This is a genomic window from Catenulispora sp. GAS73 (assembly GCF_041262085.1).
Taxonomy (GTDB): Bacteria; Actinomycetota; Actinomycetes; order Streptomycetales; family Catenulisporaceae; genus Catenulispora.
In genome coordinates, this window is the sequence record NZ_JBGCCM010000024.1 from 145780 (window position 1) to 160692 (window position 14913).

Consider the following 14913-nt stretch of genomic DNA (forward strand, 5'->3'; position numbering starts at 1 on the left):
TTGTTCCCCCGTAGCCGCCAGGGACGTCCGTATCTGTGGACTGAGCTGGCCCTGGTCGTCGTCGGCTACAGCCTGTACACCCTGACCCGCGACGCCGTCCCGGGCCAGAAGGACATCGCGATGCGCCGGGCCGCGTCCATGCTGCGCGCCGAGCATTCGCTGCACGTGGACGTCGAGCTGACGGTCAACCACGCGCTGGACAAGGTCACGCCGCTGATCGTCGGCATGAACTACTACTACGCGACGCTGCACTTCCTCATCACCATCGCCGTGCTGGTGTGGCTCTACGTGCGCCACCCGCAGGCCTACCGCTCCGCGCGCATGGTCCTGTTCATCGCGATCGTGTCGAGCCTGATCGGCTTCTACTTCTTCGCGCTGGCGCCGCCGCGCCTCCTGGCCGGCCACGGCTTCATCGACACCACCGTGAAGTACCACACCTGGGGCTCCTGGGCGTCGCCGAGCATGCAGTCGGTCTCGAATCAGTACGCCGCGATGCCCAGCGACCACATCGCGTGGTCCGGCTGGTGCGCGGTCATGATCTACCGCTACGCCGGGCACCGCTGGGTCCGCATCGCGGGCCTGTTCTATCCGCTGTTCACCTTCACCGTCATCGTCGGCACCGCGAACCACTTCGTGGCCGACGCCGTCGGCGGGGCGCTGACCCTGGCCGCGGCGTTCGCGATCCAGCACCTGGCGGCGAAGCTGTGGAGCCGCCGCACCGGCGCCGCTTCGCTACCGCCGCCGCGCGCACAGCACGACGGTCGCGGGCATCAGGGGGCACTCGGCGAACAGCGCGGCGTCGCAGACTCGGAAACCGCTGTCGAACAGCGGGACGGCTAGACCGGAGGAGATACGTACCCCGCGGCGCCGGACGTGGCCGGCGCCCGGAGGGTCCCACAGCGCGACGCCCTGCAGGTGCGCCAGGACCAGCAGGCCGTGCGGGGCGAGGACCCGACGGAGCTCAGCGAGCGCTGCCGCCGGCTCCGGCCAGTGGTGCGAGGACGCTGTGCACGTCGCCAGGTCGAACCCGGCGTCGCCGAACGGCAGTGCGGCGGAATCGGCACGGACGAAGGCGGTGCGCTCCCCCGGCGCGGCCATCGCCCGCGCCTGCGCGAGCATCCCGGCCGAGATGTCCACGCCGACCAGGCCCGCGTCCGCGTAGACCGCGGCCGCGGCGCGCAGCAGCCGACCGGTACCGCATCCGATGTCCACGATGCGGCCGGGCACCGGTCCGGCGGCCGAGGCGAGTCCCAACACCTTGCGATGCAGTCGCGTGTAGAAAGCCTCCTGCAGCGCGCTCGCTTCGTAGACCGGAGCCCATGCGTCGAATCGCGCGACGTGCGGGGTCGGATCCACGCGCTACACGCTGCACGCTCCGTGAGAAACGTGCAAGCGTTTTGCGTGTCCCCCGTGAGAAGAGCCCTGCGAACCCGACCGGGATCACACCACCATGACCGGCGCGTCCTCCAGCACCACAGCCGCCCGCCGCCCCGGCACCAGGTCGGCCGCCGATGCGCTCGGCACGTCCGACAGCACCTCGGTGCCGTCCTCCAGCACCGCGGTAATCCGGGTGATCGGGCCTCGGAACCCGGCCTGGCGCACCGTCGCCGCGCCGTCCTCGGCCGGCTCGAACCGCACCGCCTCGGGCCGGATCAGCACCGCGACCTCCCCTCCGGAGCGCGATCCCGCCTCCCGGGCCACGAGGCGGCGGCCGGCCACCTCGACGGTCTGGCCGTCCGCGGACAGGGTCCCGGGCAGGCGGTTCATCGTGCCGATGAACTCCGCGACGAACGCGGTCGCCGGCTCGGCGTAGACCTCGGCCGGGGCCGCGCACTGCTCCAGGCGGCCGGCGCGCATCACCGCGACCTGGTCGGCGACGCTGAGCGCCTCCTCCTGGTCGTGGGTGACGAACACGGTCGTGATGCCCAGGCGGGTCTGCAGCGAGCGGATCTCCTCGCGCAGCTGCACCCGGACCACGGCGTCCAGCGCGGACAGCGGCTCGTCCAGCAGCAGTACGCGCGGCTCGATCGCCAGCGCGCGGGCCAGGGCCACGCGCTGCTGCTGGCCGCCGGACATCTGGTGCGTGTACTTGTCCGCGTGCGCCGACAGGCCCACCAGCTCCAGCAGCTCGCCGGCCCGCTCGCGGCGCTTGGCCGCGCCCCAGCCGCGCATGCGCAGGCCGAAGGCGACGTTGTCGCGGGCGTCCAGGTTCGGGAACAGGCTGTAGGACTGGAACACCATGCCCATGTCCCGCTTGTTCGCCGGGACCCGGGCCACGTCCTGACCGCCGACCCGGACCTCGCCGCCGTCGCTGTGTTCGAGCCCTGCGATGATGCGCAGCGCCGTGGTCTTGCCGCAGCCCGAGGGGCCCAGCAGGCACATCAGGGTGCCCGGCTCGACGGTCAGGTCCAGGCCGTCCAGGGCCGCGACGCCGCCGAAGGAGCGGCTGAGTTTGACGAGTTCGACGGACGGGGCGCTCACTTGCTTCTCCGCAACTTCAAGGACTTCTTGGCGGTACGGCCGCGGCCCAGATGCGACACCAGCATCAGCAGCAGCCAGGACAGGAACAGGATCAGCATCGAGGCGGTGGTCGCGACCTCGCCGTCCTGCTGGCCGGCCTGGTCGGTCCAGACCGGGAACGTGTTGAGCAGCAACAGGTTCGCGATCGTGAACTCGCCCAGCGCCAGCGCGGCGCCGAGGATGCCGGCCGAGGCGATGGCGGTGCGGATGTTCGGCACCACGACCCGCCACAGCGTCACCGGCCAGCTGGCGCCCAGGCTGCGCGCCGCCTCCACCATCGTGGTCAGCGGGATCGCCGACAGGCCGGCGTCCAGCGAGCGGTAGGTGAACGGCAGCGCGAGGATCACGTACTCCAGGATCAGGATCCAGGAGGAGCCGGTGATCGCCTGCGGCCAGGACTTGAAGGCCCCGATGATGCCGTTGGCGATGACCACGGCCGGGATCGCCATCGGCAGCAGGCAGACGCCCTCGACGACGCGGCGAAGATGCGGCAGGCGCAGGTGTAGCCACGCCATCGTCGGCACCATGAGCACCAGCAGGAGCAACACCGTGCCGCCGGCGATCTTCAGCGAGGTCATCAGGTTGGTGGTGAAACCCTCCTGATGGACCAGGCCGGTCCACACCGACAGCGTGTGGCCCATGTTGCGGCGGCTGCCGCCGAGCGTGAAGTCGACCGCGGCGTAGAGCGGGATGAAGAAGTAGGCCGCGAACACCAGCAGGAGCAGCGCACGGCCGACCGGCGGCCGACGACGCTGCGCCCGGCCGGGACGCGGCGTCGCAGGGCTCTGAACCGCGGGGGAATCCGGGTTCTCAGAATCTGCCCAGACGAGAGCAGTCACCGCAGCCACCTCGCAGTCCGGCGCTGGAGCAGCGTGTACGCGACCACGACCAGGCCGACGACCACGATCATCCACAGGCCCAGCGCGTTGCCGATGTTCTCCTGCCCGGCCAGCACGTTGCCGGACATGACCGAACCGATCTGGATCGGCACCAGCGGGACGCTGCCGGTGCTCAGCGCGTACGCGGTCGCGTAGGCCGCGAAAGCGTTGGCGAACAACAGCAGCAGCGCGCCGAGGAACGGCGGCGCGAGCAGCGGGCCGCCGACGCGGAGCCAGTACTGCCGGCGCGAGGCGCCCAGGCTGCGCGCGGCCTCCTCCCACTGCGGACGCAGGCCGTCCAGGGCCGGGAAGATCACCAGCAGCATCAGCGGGATCTGGAAGTAGAGGTAGACCAGCACCAGGCCGGCCATGTTCCACAGCACGAACCCGTGCTGGGTAAGGTTGTAGCCGGCGCTGTTCAACCACTTGGTGACCAGGCCCTGCGGGCCCAGCGTGGCCAGGAACACGAAGGCCAGCGGCAGGCCGCCGAAGTAGGCCAGCACGCCGGAGGCGGTGGTGACGGCGCGGTGCACGAAGCCGTCGCGCCGCGCGCCGGAGACCGCTATCGCGAGCGCGAGGCCGAGCACCGCGCCGAGGACGGCGCTGAGCACGGACAGCTCGATGCTGACGGTGAAGGCGTGCCGGTAGGGGTCCTTCAGCGTGGTGGTGACGTTCGACAGCGTCGCGTGGCCGGCGTCGTCCTTGAAGGCGGCGGTGATCACGGCGTAGGCCGGGGCGCCGAGGAACACGGCCACGTAGGCGGCGAACGGCGCGAGGCCGAGCAGGTCGGCGGGCCGGGTGCGGCGGGCGCGGCCGAGGCGGCCGAGGCGGCCGGCGCGCGGGCCCGCGGGTCGGAGCGGGGACGCCGCAGCGGCCGGCGTGGGTTCCCCCACGCCGGCCGGGACGTCCGCCGGGGCGGATGCGGTCATCGTCAGCCGGTCGCCTTCGCCCAGCCGGACACGGCGAGCTTGGAGGCGGCGGTCATCTGGTCCTGCGTGGCGAACTGCGGGGTGCCGGCGACGGCGGGCAGCGCGGCCAGCGCGGCGGCGTCGGCGGTGCCGGCCTTCTGCAGCGCCGGGAGCTCGGCCGGGCGGGCCATGCCCTTGAGCCACAGGTTCTGGCCGTCGGCGGAGTACAGGAACTCCTCCCACAGGCGCGCGGCGGCCGGGTGCGGCGCGGAGGCACTGATCGCCTGGTTGTAGAAGCCGCCGAACAGACCGTCGGAGGGCACGACGACCTTCCAGTTGACGCCCTTGGCCTTCAGGTCGGTCGCGGCCGAGGCCTGCAGGTAGTCCCAGTCGATGGTGATCGGCGTGGTGCCGGACTGGATGGTGGCCTGGGTGGCGGCGACGGGGACGAACACGCCGTCCTTCTTCAGCTTGCCGAAGAAGTCGATGCCGGGCTGGGCGTTGTCCAGGCTGCCGCCGTTGGCCAGCGCCGCGGCCAGCACGCCGGACAGCGCCGCGTTGGCCTTCGTCGGGTCGCCGTTCAGCGCCACCTGGGACTTGTACTGCGGGTCGTCCAGGGACTTCAGGGTGGTCGGCGGGTTCTTCACCTTGTCGGCGTCGTAGCCGATGGCGATGTAGCCTCCGTAGTCGTTGTACCACAGACCCTGGGAGTCCTTCTGCGCGTCAGCGATCTGCGACCAGGTGGCGACCTGGTACGGCGCGAACAGGCCCGACGCCGCGCCGGAGGTGGCGGCCGCCTGGCCGACGTCGACGACGTCGGGGGCGCGGTCGGTGCCCTTCTGCTGCTTGATCGCGTTCAGCTCGTCCTGGCTGGAGCCGTCCGGGTTGGCGTCGTTGATCTTGATGCCGTACTTGGCGGTGAAGGCGTCCATGATGGCGCCGTAGTTGGCCCAGGTCTTCGGCAGCGCTATGGCGTTCAGCGTGCCTTCCTTCTTCGCGGCGGCGACCAGGGCGTCCATGCCGCCCAGGTCGGCGGCGGTGGTGGCCTTGGAGGCGTCCTTGGCGCCGGCCGCCGCGCCCTGGCTGGTGCCGCCAGAGGTGCTGCCGGAGTTGGTCTTGCTCGACGAGCAAGCGGTCGCGCTAAGGGCGAGGACGACCGCGGTGGCGGCGATGCCCGTCAGACGTCGGTTCACAGTTTTCCTCCCGGACGGGGCGGCCAGGAGTCGGCCGCGATCACCCGCGGCAAGGACTATGCGGATGCCAGGTGGACGCAAACGCAGAACCAGGTGAACAAATCGAAGTTGTATGGCCAACACCTAGTTGTGTAGCCAACTATTAAGATCGTTGACACGACGACCCACGGAAGCGGGGGACTCCTGGTGACCCAGGAACCGAGATATCGGCGGATCGCCGAAGAGTTGCGGCACGCCATCACGGAGCACGCGTACGGCCCGGGCGGCAAGCTGCCCAGCGAGGGGGCGCTGGCCGAGCAGTACGAGGTCTCCCGAGGCACGATCCGCCAGGCGCTGATGCTGCTGCGCCAGGACGGCCTGGTGACCTCCCGGCGCGGGACCCGCAGAGTCGTTCTGGACGACGCGCCGGTGCAGGACTTCGCGCAGATGCAGAGCTTCGCCCGCTGGGCCCGCTCCATCGGCGAGTCGCCCGAGGGCCGGGTGATCCGCCAGGGCTGGCACCTCCCGGACGCCGACGAGCAGCGCCACCTGCGCGGCGAGCCCGACGCGCGGGTGCTGCGGGTGCTGCGTCTCAGGCTGCTGTCGGGCCAGCCGGCGATGCTGGAGCGCACGACGTACCCGGAGGCGGTGGGCACCATCGTGGAGAACCTGGCGACGGACACCGTGTCCGTCACCGAGTTCCTGGAGCGCGCCGGTGTGTTCGTCGCAGACGCCGAACACACCATCGACCTGGCGCGCGCCGACCGCGAGGACGCCGCTCTATTGGGCTGCGCCGCCGGGGATCCGCTGTTGCGGGAGCGGCGGCGGTCGACGGACCCGGCGGGGGTGCCGCTGGAGTGGTCGGAGGACCGGTACGTGCCCGGGAGCGTGGCGTTCGTGGTGCACAACTCGCTGGCTTCGACGCCGATGACGCGGCATCACATGGTGCCGCAGGGCGGGAGTGTGCTCTGGTCGCGGTGAGCGGCTGCTAGCTGTTTCAGGCGCTCACCGCGCTTGTCACTGATGCCTCAGGCGGCTGCCACAACCTCGCAGGGCGACAGAGCCTTGACTTCCTTCCGGCTCATCAGCACTCGGACACCGTCCTCGCCGACGCCGCCGACCAGCTCCATCGGGATCGCCACGCGCTTGTGGCCGCGCAGCAGGCCCTCGTCGACCAGGATGTGGGTGACGGCGTCGCCGTCGGGGGCCACGACCACGCCGCGCACGTGGCCGATGACGCCGTCGCTGGCGTGCACGTGGTCACCGGGGTAGATGCGGGACTCGCCGGCCGGGACGTGGTCGTCATAGGCCATGCGCGGCATCAGGACCGGTTCGGGCGCGGCCAGGCCGAGGTTCGGGGTGCTGGGGCCGAAGTCGAAGAACGGCCAGGCGGAGCTCTCCTCGTTCGGGTAGTGGCGGGGCGGGCGGGCCGGGTCCAGCGGGGTGATGTGCACGTCCACCGCGGGTTCCATGGCATTGAAGTCGTCGAGCGTGCAGTGCAGGCGGACGGCCTCGCCTTCGCAGTGCGCGGCGGCGATCGGGACCAGGCGCGAGTCGATGCCGTGGTCCGGGGTGACGATCAGGTGCTCCAAGCGGCCGGTCGCGGGGTCCACGACGGCCGAGGCCAGATAGCCGCACGGGCACTCGGAGCAGTAGACGCGGCTCCCGATCACGTACTTCCGCCCGATCACACGGGTCACGGTGGCGATCGCCATGGCGGCCTCCTCTCGCTCTCGTCCCCTCTTTCAGTCTGCGACATATCGGGGAAATTGCACCCGCTCAGCGGGTAAGCAGGCCGCGCCGCTTCTCCAGGCTGACGCGTGCGGTGACGCCGTCCTGGGCCCAGGCCAGCGCGTCGACCAGCGCGGTCATCAGGTTCCAGCCGAGACCGTCGGTGTCGGGGACGTCGAAGCCGCCGGCGGCCGGGGCGGAGACCGCCACCCGGAGCACCTCGCTTCCCACGTCTCCCCGCACCTCGGCCCGGCACTCGATGACCCCGAGGCTCCCGACCAGCAGCGCGCAGGCCTCGTTCACGGCCAGCCGCAGGTCGGTGACCTGCTGGAGCGTGTAGCCGCAGCTCGCCGCGAGCTGCGCCACCGCGGAGCGGATGATGACCACGTAGTCCTTGTGCGCCGGCACCGTCAGCACGACGGACGCGCGCTGCGGCGTCCTGATCCGGCGGTTCGGCGGTGCCACTTCGACGCGCTGCGCCATTGCTCTCCCCTTCGACCCACTCCGGTTGACCCGTACTGGACGGATCAAACGTTCGCACCCGGTGCGCTGGGCTATTCGAAGCGGACGGCGAGCACGCAGACGTCGTCGTCGGTGTCGGAGCGCGCGCCCTCCAGGATCCGGTCGGCGTAGTGGTCCAGGTCGGCGTCCGGGTGGCGGGTCTGGTGCAGGAGGTGCGCGATGGTCTCGTCGTCGCCGACCCGGCGGCGCTCGACCAGGCCGTCGGTGTAGAGCAGCAGGACGTCGCCGCTGGCCACGTCGGCCTCGCAGTCCTCGTACACCGCGCGCGGATCGGCGCCGAGCATCGGGCCGACGGCGTCGTACAGCGGCGTGGCGGCCCCGGCGCGGATCCGCAGCGGCGCCGGATGGCCGGCGTTGCCCCAGGTCAGGCGGCGGGTCGCGGGGTCCCACAGGAGCACGCAGGCGCTGGCGATGGTGAACTGCGGCATGGTCTCGACCAGCTCGTTGAGCAGCGTGAGCAGCCGGCCGGGGCGGGTCTCGGCCAGCGCCATGCCGCGCAGCCCGTGGTGCAGGTCGGCCATCGCCGAGGCGGCGGGCAGGCCGTGCCCGGCGACGTCGCCGATGGCCAGCAGCATCTTGTCGTCGCGCAGCGGGAACACCGAGTACCAGTCGCCGCCGACGCCGGCCGAGGCGCTGGCCGGGCGGTAGCGCGCGGCGATCTGCACCCCGCTGCGCGGCGGCTGGTTGCGCGCGGCGCTGGGCACGACCGCCTGCTGGAGCGCGGAGGCGAGCTGGCGCTCGGCGTCGGCACGCGAGCGCTGAGCCGCGAGCTGGACGCGGGCCACTTCCAGACCGGTCTCGGCGCGGCGCCACTCGGTGACGTCCTGGACGACGCCGACGACGGCGGCGGCCTCGGCGCCGGCGGCACCGTCCGCGCCCGCACCGACGGGTTCGGCCGTCACCCGCACCCGCGTCGGCTCACCGCCATAGTGCAGGATCCGGAACTCGGCCTCGGCGGGCCTTCGCTCGACGGTCAGGGTCTTGACGAACCGGCGCTCGGCCTCGGCGTCGTCCGGATGCACGGTGTAGGGCGGCCGATCGATGCCGGCCGAGTCGCCGAGCCCGGGCGCGTCGACGATCCGCAGCGCCTCGGCGGACCACGCGACGCGGTCGCCGTCGACGTCCCAGCGCCAGATGCCGAAGCGTGCGAGCCGCTCCAGCACGCCGTCGGCCGCGCTCGGATCCAGGGCGGGCTGATGGCAGACCACGAGCACCGTGCCGAGGCCGACCCGGACCGCGGTGAGGGAATCCACGCCAAGGGGCCCGGTCTGCACCGCGAGCCGGCAGGGTGCGCCGGTGCGGACCACGGCAGCCAGCTGCTCGGGAAGATCCGCGGCGGTGAGCCACGGCACGACGGCCGCGACGCTGCTGGTGGTGGTCGGCCGGGGAGTCATCAGCTCGGCGGCGGACTGATTGTGGGCGATCACTCGGAACCGTGACACGACGACGGGTTCATCGGAGTCGCCCTGGAGGACCAGCGTCGGCTGCTCCATCAGGTCCACCAGGTCCTGCCAAGCAGAGTCACCGGTGGTCACCCCCGCTGCCCCGTCCGGCCCCATCGTCCGCAGCAGCGACGGCCCGACGGCACCCAGCACCGCCTCGACCTCGCGGCGGGCGCGGGCGTCGAGCGCGGCCTGGGGCTGCCAGGCCAGCTCCACCGCTCCGAGGAGGGCGCGGCCCAGGCGGACCGGGACGGCTACGCGGGTGCGGAGGCGGTCGGCGCCCGCGGGCTCGCCGAGCGGGGGTGGCGGGTCCTGGGTGGTGGCGTCGGTCCAGACCGGTTTGCCGGTGCGGAGTGCCCGGTTGATCAGGCAGTCCACGGCCGGGGGGATGCGGCGCCAGCGGCGGATGCCTCGGGTCGGGAAGCCGTGGGCGCCGACGATCGCGACGGAGCCGTCGTCGTCGAGCAGGCCGATCGCGGCGCTGGAGGGATGGGAGAAGCCCAGGGCTTCGGAGGCCAGGCCGCGGGCCAGGCCGTCGCCGTCGGCGGAGCGGTCCAGGCCGGCGATGCGTGGCTGCAGGCGTGGCACTTCGCGGCTGCGGCCCGGCTCGGGCGCGCGGCCCGACGCCTCGGCCACGACGTCGACCGCCACGTCGGCCAGCGGCCTGCGGGAGCGCTGCGCGACCGCCGACAACTGCGCGACCGCCTCGGCCGAGCCGCACGCCGAGCGCGCCATCAGCACGCCGACCGCCTGGTCGACGATCGCGTCCCGCCGGTACTCGCGCTCCTCGTCCAGCTGCCGCCGGCGCTCCTCGGCGAAGGCCGAAGCCGCCGCACGCAACCGATCGCGCGCGGCGGGGTCGTTCGACGCAAAGTCCTGACTCATCCGCTCAGCCCTTTACGCTACTTTCTTCGCCGTGGTGCCCATACGCCGTGATTGGACGGCGCCGCGTGCCCACCGGTTCCCGGCACAGCGTGCCAACTTAATAATCCCACGTGCTCGCGCCGCGTACCTGCGGAACCCGCCAGGTGGGACCGGTCACATGGCTGGACGGAGCCGGCGACGCACCGCCGGCACACCAGCGATGCACCAGCCACGCACCGACGACGCGCCGCCTACCCCACCTGAATCAAGTCCTTGATCAGCCGCAGCAGCAGATCCATGTCCACCGGCTTGGTGACATGCTCGTTCGCTCCGGCCGCCAGGCTCTTCTCCCGATCGCCCTTCATCGCCTTCGCGCTGACCGCGACGATCGGCAGGTCCCGGAACCCGTCCAGCGCCCGGATCCGCGCGGTCGTGGCGTACCCGTCCATGCCGGGCATCATGATGTCCATCAGCGCCAGCGCCACGTCCTCGTTCTGCTTCAGCAGCTCGATGCCCTCCCGGCCGTTGCCGGCGTAGACCACGGTCAGCCCCTGTAGCTCCAGCGCGCTGGTCAGCGCGAAGACGTTCCGGATGTCGTCGTCGATGACCAGCACCTTCTGCCCGTCGAAGCGCGGCAGCTCCCGCCCCGGACGCTCCGGCTCGGCGCCGGGCCCGGACATGCGCGGCGCGCCGGTCAGCACGTGCAGCGTCACCCGCTCGGCGACCTGCGGCACCGAGTGCGCGACCTCCCAGCGCGCGGCGTCGCGGACCGAGCGGCGCAGCGCCTCGGCGGCGCCGTCGTCGGCCACCGACTCGTACAGCATCACCGGGGTGCTGGACGCACCGGCGGAAACAGCGTCCAACACCGCGCGCACCTCGTCCTCGGGGCAGCCGACGTCCACCACCGCGCACACCGGACGCGCCCCGCCGGCCAGCACGCCGTTCAGGTCGGCCGCCGTCGTCAGCCGGGTCACGGCGACCCGGCCCTTCATCCCGGTCAGCTCGTCCAGCACCGACTCCACCGCGTCGGCCAGGGTGGAGGTCCCGGCCGGCTCCATGACCAGCACCGCGGCCGGAGCCTGGGCATCGCCGGAGCCGTCGGCGGCCGGCCGGTCGGCGCCGGACGGCTCGATCTTGGCGTCCGCGGCCGGCGGCTCGATCGGCAGCTGCAAGGTGAAGGTGCTCCCCCGCCCCGGCGCGCTAGACACCCGCAGCTCGGCCCCGAGCAGCCGGGTCAGCTCCCGGCTGATCGACAGGCCCAGGCCCGTGCCGCCGTACTGGCGGCTGGTGGTGCCGTCGGCCTGCTGGAAGGCCTCGAAGATGAGCTCCAGCTTGTCCTCGGCGATCCCGATCCCGGTGTCCACGACCGCGAAGGCCACCGCCGGCTCGCCGTGCGCACCGCGCGCCGCCGTGACCCGCAGCGTGACCTCGCCGGTGTCGGTGAACTTCACCGCGTTGGACAGCAGGTTGCGCAGGATCTGCTGCACCCGCTGGCTGTCGGCGGTGACGGTGGCCGGCGCGCCGCCGGTGACGTCGACCCGCAGCCGCAGCCCCTTCTCCGCGGCCAGCGGCTGGAACGTCGTGGCCAGCCCCTCGGCCAGGTCGGCGATCGGCCAGGACTCGTTCTGCACTTCCATCCGGCCGGCCTCGATCTTCGACAGGTCCAGGATGTCGTTGATCAGCTCCAGCAGATCCGAGCCGGCCGAGTGGATGGTCTGCGCGAAGTCCACCTGGCGCGGGGTCAGGTTGGTCTCGACGTTGTCGGCCAGCAGCCGGGCCAGGATCAGCATGCTGTTCAGCGGGGTGCGCAGCTCGTGCGACATGTTCGCCATGAACTCGGACTTGACCTTGGACGCCAGGGCGAGCTGCTGCGCGCGGTCCTCCAGGGTGAGCCGCGCCTGCTCGATCTCGGTGTTCTTGATCTCGATGTCCTTGTTCTGCCGCGCCAGCTGCGCCGCCTTGTCCTCCAGCTCGTTGTTCGACTCCTGCAGGTCGCTCTGCCGCTTCTGGAGCTCGGTGGTCAGGCGCTGGGACTCGCGCAGCAGCGCGTCGGTGCGGACGTTGGTGGTGATGGTGTTGACCGCGGTGCCGATCGTCTCCTTGAGCGTCTCCAGGAAGTCGCGGTGGGTCTGGGTGAACTCGTTGACCGAGGCCAGCTCGATCACGCCGAGCGTCTGCCGCTCGAAGAGCACCGGCAGCACGATGACGTTGGTGGCGTCGGTCTGCCCGAGCCCGGAGCGGATCGGCACGTACCCGGCCGGCGCGCCGGTCAGCGCGACCGTCTTCTTGCTCACCGCGACCTGTCCGACCAGCCCCTGCCCGGGGGCGAAGACCGGGCCGTCGCCGGGAGCCGCGGCGTAGCCGAACCCGGCGATCATCCGCAGTCTCACGTCCGCGGCCTCGTCGGCGAAGCCCAGCGGCCCGTCCTCGGACTCGGCCAGGAAGAACGCGGCGCTGTGCGCGGAGACCAGCGGCGCCAGCTCCTCCAGCACCATCGCCGCGACGCTGGCCAGGTCGCGCCGGCCCGGCAGCAGGCCGGCGATGCGCGCCAGGTTGGTGTTCAGCCAGTCCTGCTCCTGGTTGGCGTTGGTGGTGGTGCGCAGGTTGGCGATCATCTGGTTGATGTTGTCCTTGAGGTCGGCGACCTCCCCGGAGGCGTCGACCGTGATCGCCCGGGTCAGGTCGCCCTCGGTCACCGCCGTGGCCACCTCGGCGATCGCGCGGACCTGGGTGGTCAGGTTCGACGCCAGCTGGTTCACCGACTCGGTGAGGCGCTGCCAGGTCCCGGAGACGTCTTCGACCGTGGCCTGGCCGCCGAGCTTGCCCTCGGTGCCGACCTCGCGGGCGACTCGGGTGACCTCGGAGGCGAACGCCGAGAGCCGTTCGACCATGGTGTTCAGCGTGGTCTTCAGCTCCAGGATCTCGCCCCGGGCGTCCACGTCGATCCGGCGGGTCAGGTCGCCGTTGGCGACCGCGGTGGTCACCTGCGCGATGTTCCGCACCTGGTTGGTCAGGTTGTCGGCCATCACGTTCACCCGGTCGGTGAGCTCCTTCCAGGTGCCGGCCACTCCGGGCACCCGGGCCTGGCCGCCCAGCATGCCCTCGGTGCCGACCTCGCGGGCCACGCGCGTCACCTCGTCGGCGAACGCCGACAGCGTGTCGACCATGCCGTTGAAGGTCTCGGCCAGCGCCGCGACCTCGCCCTTGGCCTCCACGGTGATCTTCTTCGTCAGGTCGCCGGAGGCCACCGCCGTGGCCACCCGCGCGATGCTGCGCACCTGGCCGGTCAGGTTGTTCGCCATGACGTTGACGTTGTCGGTCAGGTCCTTCCAGGTGCCCGACGCGCCGCGCACCCGGGCCTGGCCGCCCAGGTTGCCCTCGGTGCCGACCTCGCGCGCCACCCGGGTCACCTCGTCGGCGAAGCCGGAGAGCTGGTCGACCATCGTGTTGATGGTGGTCTTCAGCTCCAGGATCTCGCCCCGGGCGTCCACGTCGATCTTCTTGCCCAGGTCGCCCTGCGCGACCGCGGTGGTCACCTGTGCGATGTTGCGGACCTGGTTGGTGAGGTTGTTCGCCATCGAGTTCACCGCGTCGGTGAGGTCGCGCCACAGGCCGGCGACGCCGGGCACCTCGGCCTGGCCGCCCAGCCGGCCCTCGGTGCCCACCTCGCGCGCCACCCGGATGACCTCGGAGGCGAACCCGGACAGCTGCTCGACCATGGTGTTCAAGGTGTCCTTGAGCTCCAGGATCTCGCCGCGGACGTCCACGTCGATGGTCTGGGTCAGGTCGCCGGAGGCCACCGCCGTGGCCACCCGCGCGATGCTGCGCACCTGGGTGGTCAGGTTGCCGGCCATCAGGTTCACCGAGTCGGTGAGGTCCTTCCAGGTACCGGCCACTCCGGGGACCCGGGCCTGACCGCCCAGGATGCCGTCGCTGCCGACCTCGCGCGCCACCCGGGTCACCTCGTCGGCGAAGCCCGAGAGCTGGTTCACCATGGTGTTCAGGGTGGTCTTCAGCTCCAGCAGCTCCCCGCGCACGTCCACGGTGATCTGCCGGGTCAGGTCGCCGCGCGCGACCGCGGTCGCCACCTGCGCGATGTCGCGGACCTGGCCGGTCAGGTTGCCGGCCATCAGGTTCACCGAGTCGGTCAGGTCCTTCCAGGTGCCGGCGGCCCCCGGCACCTCGGCCTGCCCGCCCAGGCGGCCGTCGCTGCCGATCTCACCGGCCACCCGGGTGACCTCCGAGGCCAGGGTGCGCAGCGTCAGCCGCATGTCGTCCAGGGTCCGGCCGACGTCGGCCAGATCGCCGCGGCCGTCCACGACGACCTGCTGCGACAGGTCGCCCTGCGCGATCGCGGCCAGCACCCGGCCGGTGTCCAACAGCGGCCGGGCCAGATCGTCCAGCAGCACGTTGACGGTCTCGCGCTGCCGCTCCCAGTCGCCCGCCCCGGCGCCCGGAGCCAGCCGCTGCCCCAGCGCCCCGTCCCGGCCCACGGCCGCGCCGACCCGCTCCAGCTCGGCCAGGTAGCCCTGGTTCGCCTCGGCGATGTCGTTGCACAGCACGCAGATCTCGGCCACCACGTCGTCCCCGCTGACGACGATGCGCCGCCGGAAGTCGCCGTCGCGCACGGCGCGCAGCGCGCCGAGGATCCGCTCCAGGCGCGGGTCGGTGGAGGCCGGCCGGTCCAACCGGGGCTCAGGGGATTCCATGCAGTCCGCCGTTCGTGTACGGGGCGCGGGCCACGCCCGATACCCCCATCCTGTACCAGTGCCGCGACCTGGCGGAAGCCGGAAGGTCGCGGCGGTTTCAGTGCTGTGTGGTGCGGCGAACGGCGCGCTCCGGGGGTCCGGACGGCGCCGTTCGCGCACGTTGTCGG

11 protein-coding genes are annotated in these 14913 nt (G+C 72.0%); 2 read left to right on the forward strand and 9 right to left on the reverse strand.

All coding sequences use genetic code 11. From position 1 onward, the window contains the following. A complete protein-coding gene (locus tag ABH935_RS32200) occupies window positions 1-840 on the forward strand; it encodes a phosphatase PAP2 family protein (protein WP_370381717.1) in 840 nt (279 codons plus the stop codon). Here the strand turns inward: ABH935_RS32200 and ABH935_RS32205 are convergent. The 5 genes from ABH935_RS32205 to ABH935_RS32225 all read right to left on the reverse strand — a co-directional run bounded on the left by ABH935_RS32205 (window position 733) and on the right by ABH935_RS32225 (window position 5499). Then, the gene (locus ABH935_RS32205; RefSeq protein ID WP_370381718.1) at window positions 733-1356 is read right to left on the reverse strand and encodes a class I SAM-dependent methyltransferase; all 624 of its coding nucleotides are present in this window, start codon (window positions 1354-1356) and stop codon (window positions 733-735) included. The two genes, ABH935_RS32200 and ABH935_RS32205, sit on opposite strands and share 108 nt — an antisense overlap. Window positions 1357-1440: 84 nt before the next feature. Beyond that, entirely contained in the window at window positions 1441-2481 is a 1041-nt protein-coding gene (locus ABH935_RS32210) for an ABC transporter ATP-binding protein (RefSeq protein ID WP_370381719.1), read from the reverse strand. After that, the gene (locus tag ABH935_RS32215) at window positions 2478-3359 is read right to left on the reverse strand and encodes an ABC transporter permease (protein ID WP_370381720.1); all 882 of its coding nucleotides are present in this window, start codon (window positions 3357-3359) and stop codon (window positions 2478-2480) included. The genes ABH935_RS32210 and ABH935_RS32215 overlap by 4 nt, the downstream gene beginning before the upstream one ends. Continuing rightward, the gene (locus tag ABH935_RS32220; RefSeq protein WP_370381721.1) at window positions 3356-4327 is read right to left on the reverse strand and encodes an ABC transporter permease; all 972 of its coding nucleotides are present in this window, start codon (window positions 4325-4327) and stop codon (window positions 3356-3358) included. The genes ABH935_RS32215 and ABH935_RS32220 overlap by 4 nt, the downstream gene beginning before the upstream one ends. Window positions 4328-4329: 2 nt before the next feature. Continuing rightward, window positions 4330-5499: an ABC transporter substrate-binding protein gene (locus ABH935_RS32225; protein WP_370381722.1), complete on the reverse strand. Its 1170-nt coding sequence runs from the start codon at window positions 5497-5499 to the stop codon at window positions 4330-4332. Between the two features lie 186 nt (window positions 5500-5685). Here ABH935_RS32225 and ABH935_RS32230 point away from each other — a divergent pair, with 186 nt between their 5' ends. Beyond that, window positions 5686-6459: a GntR family transcriptional regulator gene (locus tag ABH935_RS32230; RefSeq protein WP_370381723.1), complete on the forward strand. Its 774-nt coding sequence runs from the start codon at window positions 5686-5688 to the stop codon at window positions 6457-6459. Window positions 6460-6506: 47 nt separating this feature from the next. Here the strand turns inward: ABH935_RS32230 and ABH935_RS32235 are convergent, their stop codons facing one another. The 4 genes from ABH935_RS32235 to ABH935_RS32250 form a co-directional block, all read right to left on the reverse strand. Beyond that, window positions 6507-7193, reverse strand: coding sequence for a hypothetical protein (locus tag ABH935_RS32235; RefSeq protein ID WP_370381724.1), 687 nt, complete (start codon window positions 7191-7193; stop codon window positions 6507-6509). A 64-nt stretch (window positions 7194-7257) separates the two neighbouring features. Continuing rightward, window positions 7258-7692 (reverse strand): ATP-binding protein, encoded by a 435-nt coding sequence (locus ABH935_RS32240; RefSeq protein WP_370381725.1) that lies wholly within the window; start codon window positions 7690-7692, stop codon window positions 7258-7260. Between the two features lie 71 nt (window positions 7693-7763). Then, complete coding sequence (locus ABH935_RS32245) at window positions 7764-10058, reverse strand: SpoIIE family protein phosphatase (RefSeq protein WP_370381726.1); 2295 nt, start codon at window positions 10056-10058, stop codon at window positions 7764-7766. 230 nt (window positions 10059-10288) lie between these two features. Continuing rightward, complete coding sequence (locus ABH935_RS32250; RefSeq protein ID WP_370381727.1) at window positions 10289-14746, reverse strand: HAMP domain-containing protein; 4458 nt, start codon at window positions 14744-14746, stop codon at window positions 10289-10291. Window positions 14747-14913: the final 167 nt, after the last annotated feature.

What these genes read in the sequence shown, in the direction of transcription:
- ABH935_RS32250 (WP_370381727.1), bottom strand. Translation starts at nt 14,746, where the DNA reads ATGGAATCCCCTGAGCCCCGGTTGGACCGGCCGGCCTCCACCGACCCG.
- ABH935_RS32220 (WP_370381721.1), bottom strand. Translation starts at nt 4,327, where the DNA reads ATGACCGCATCCGCCCCGGCGGACGTCCCGGCCGGCGTGGGGGAACCC.
- ABH935_RS32235 (WP_370381724.1), bottom strand. Translation starts at nt 7,193, where the DNA reads ATGGCGATCGCCACCGTGACCCGTGTGATCGGGCGGAAGTACGTGATC.
- ABH935_RS32245 (WP_370381726.1), bottom strand. Translation starts at nt 10,058, where the DNA reads ATGAGTCAGGACTTTGCGTCGAACGACCCCGCCGCGCGCGATCGGTTG.
- ABH935_RS32240 (WP_370381725.1), bottom strand. Translation starts at nt 7,692, where the DNA reads ATGGCGCAGCGCGTCGAAGTGGCACCGCCGAACCGCCGGATCAGGACG.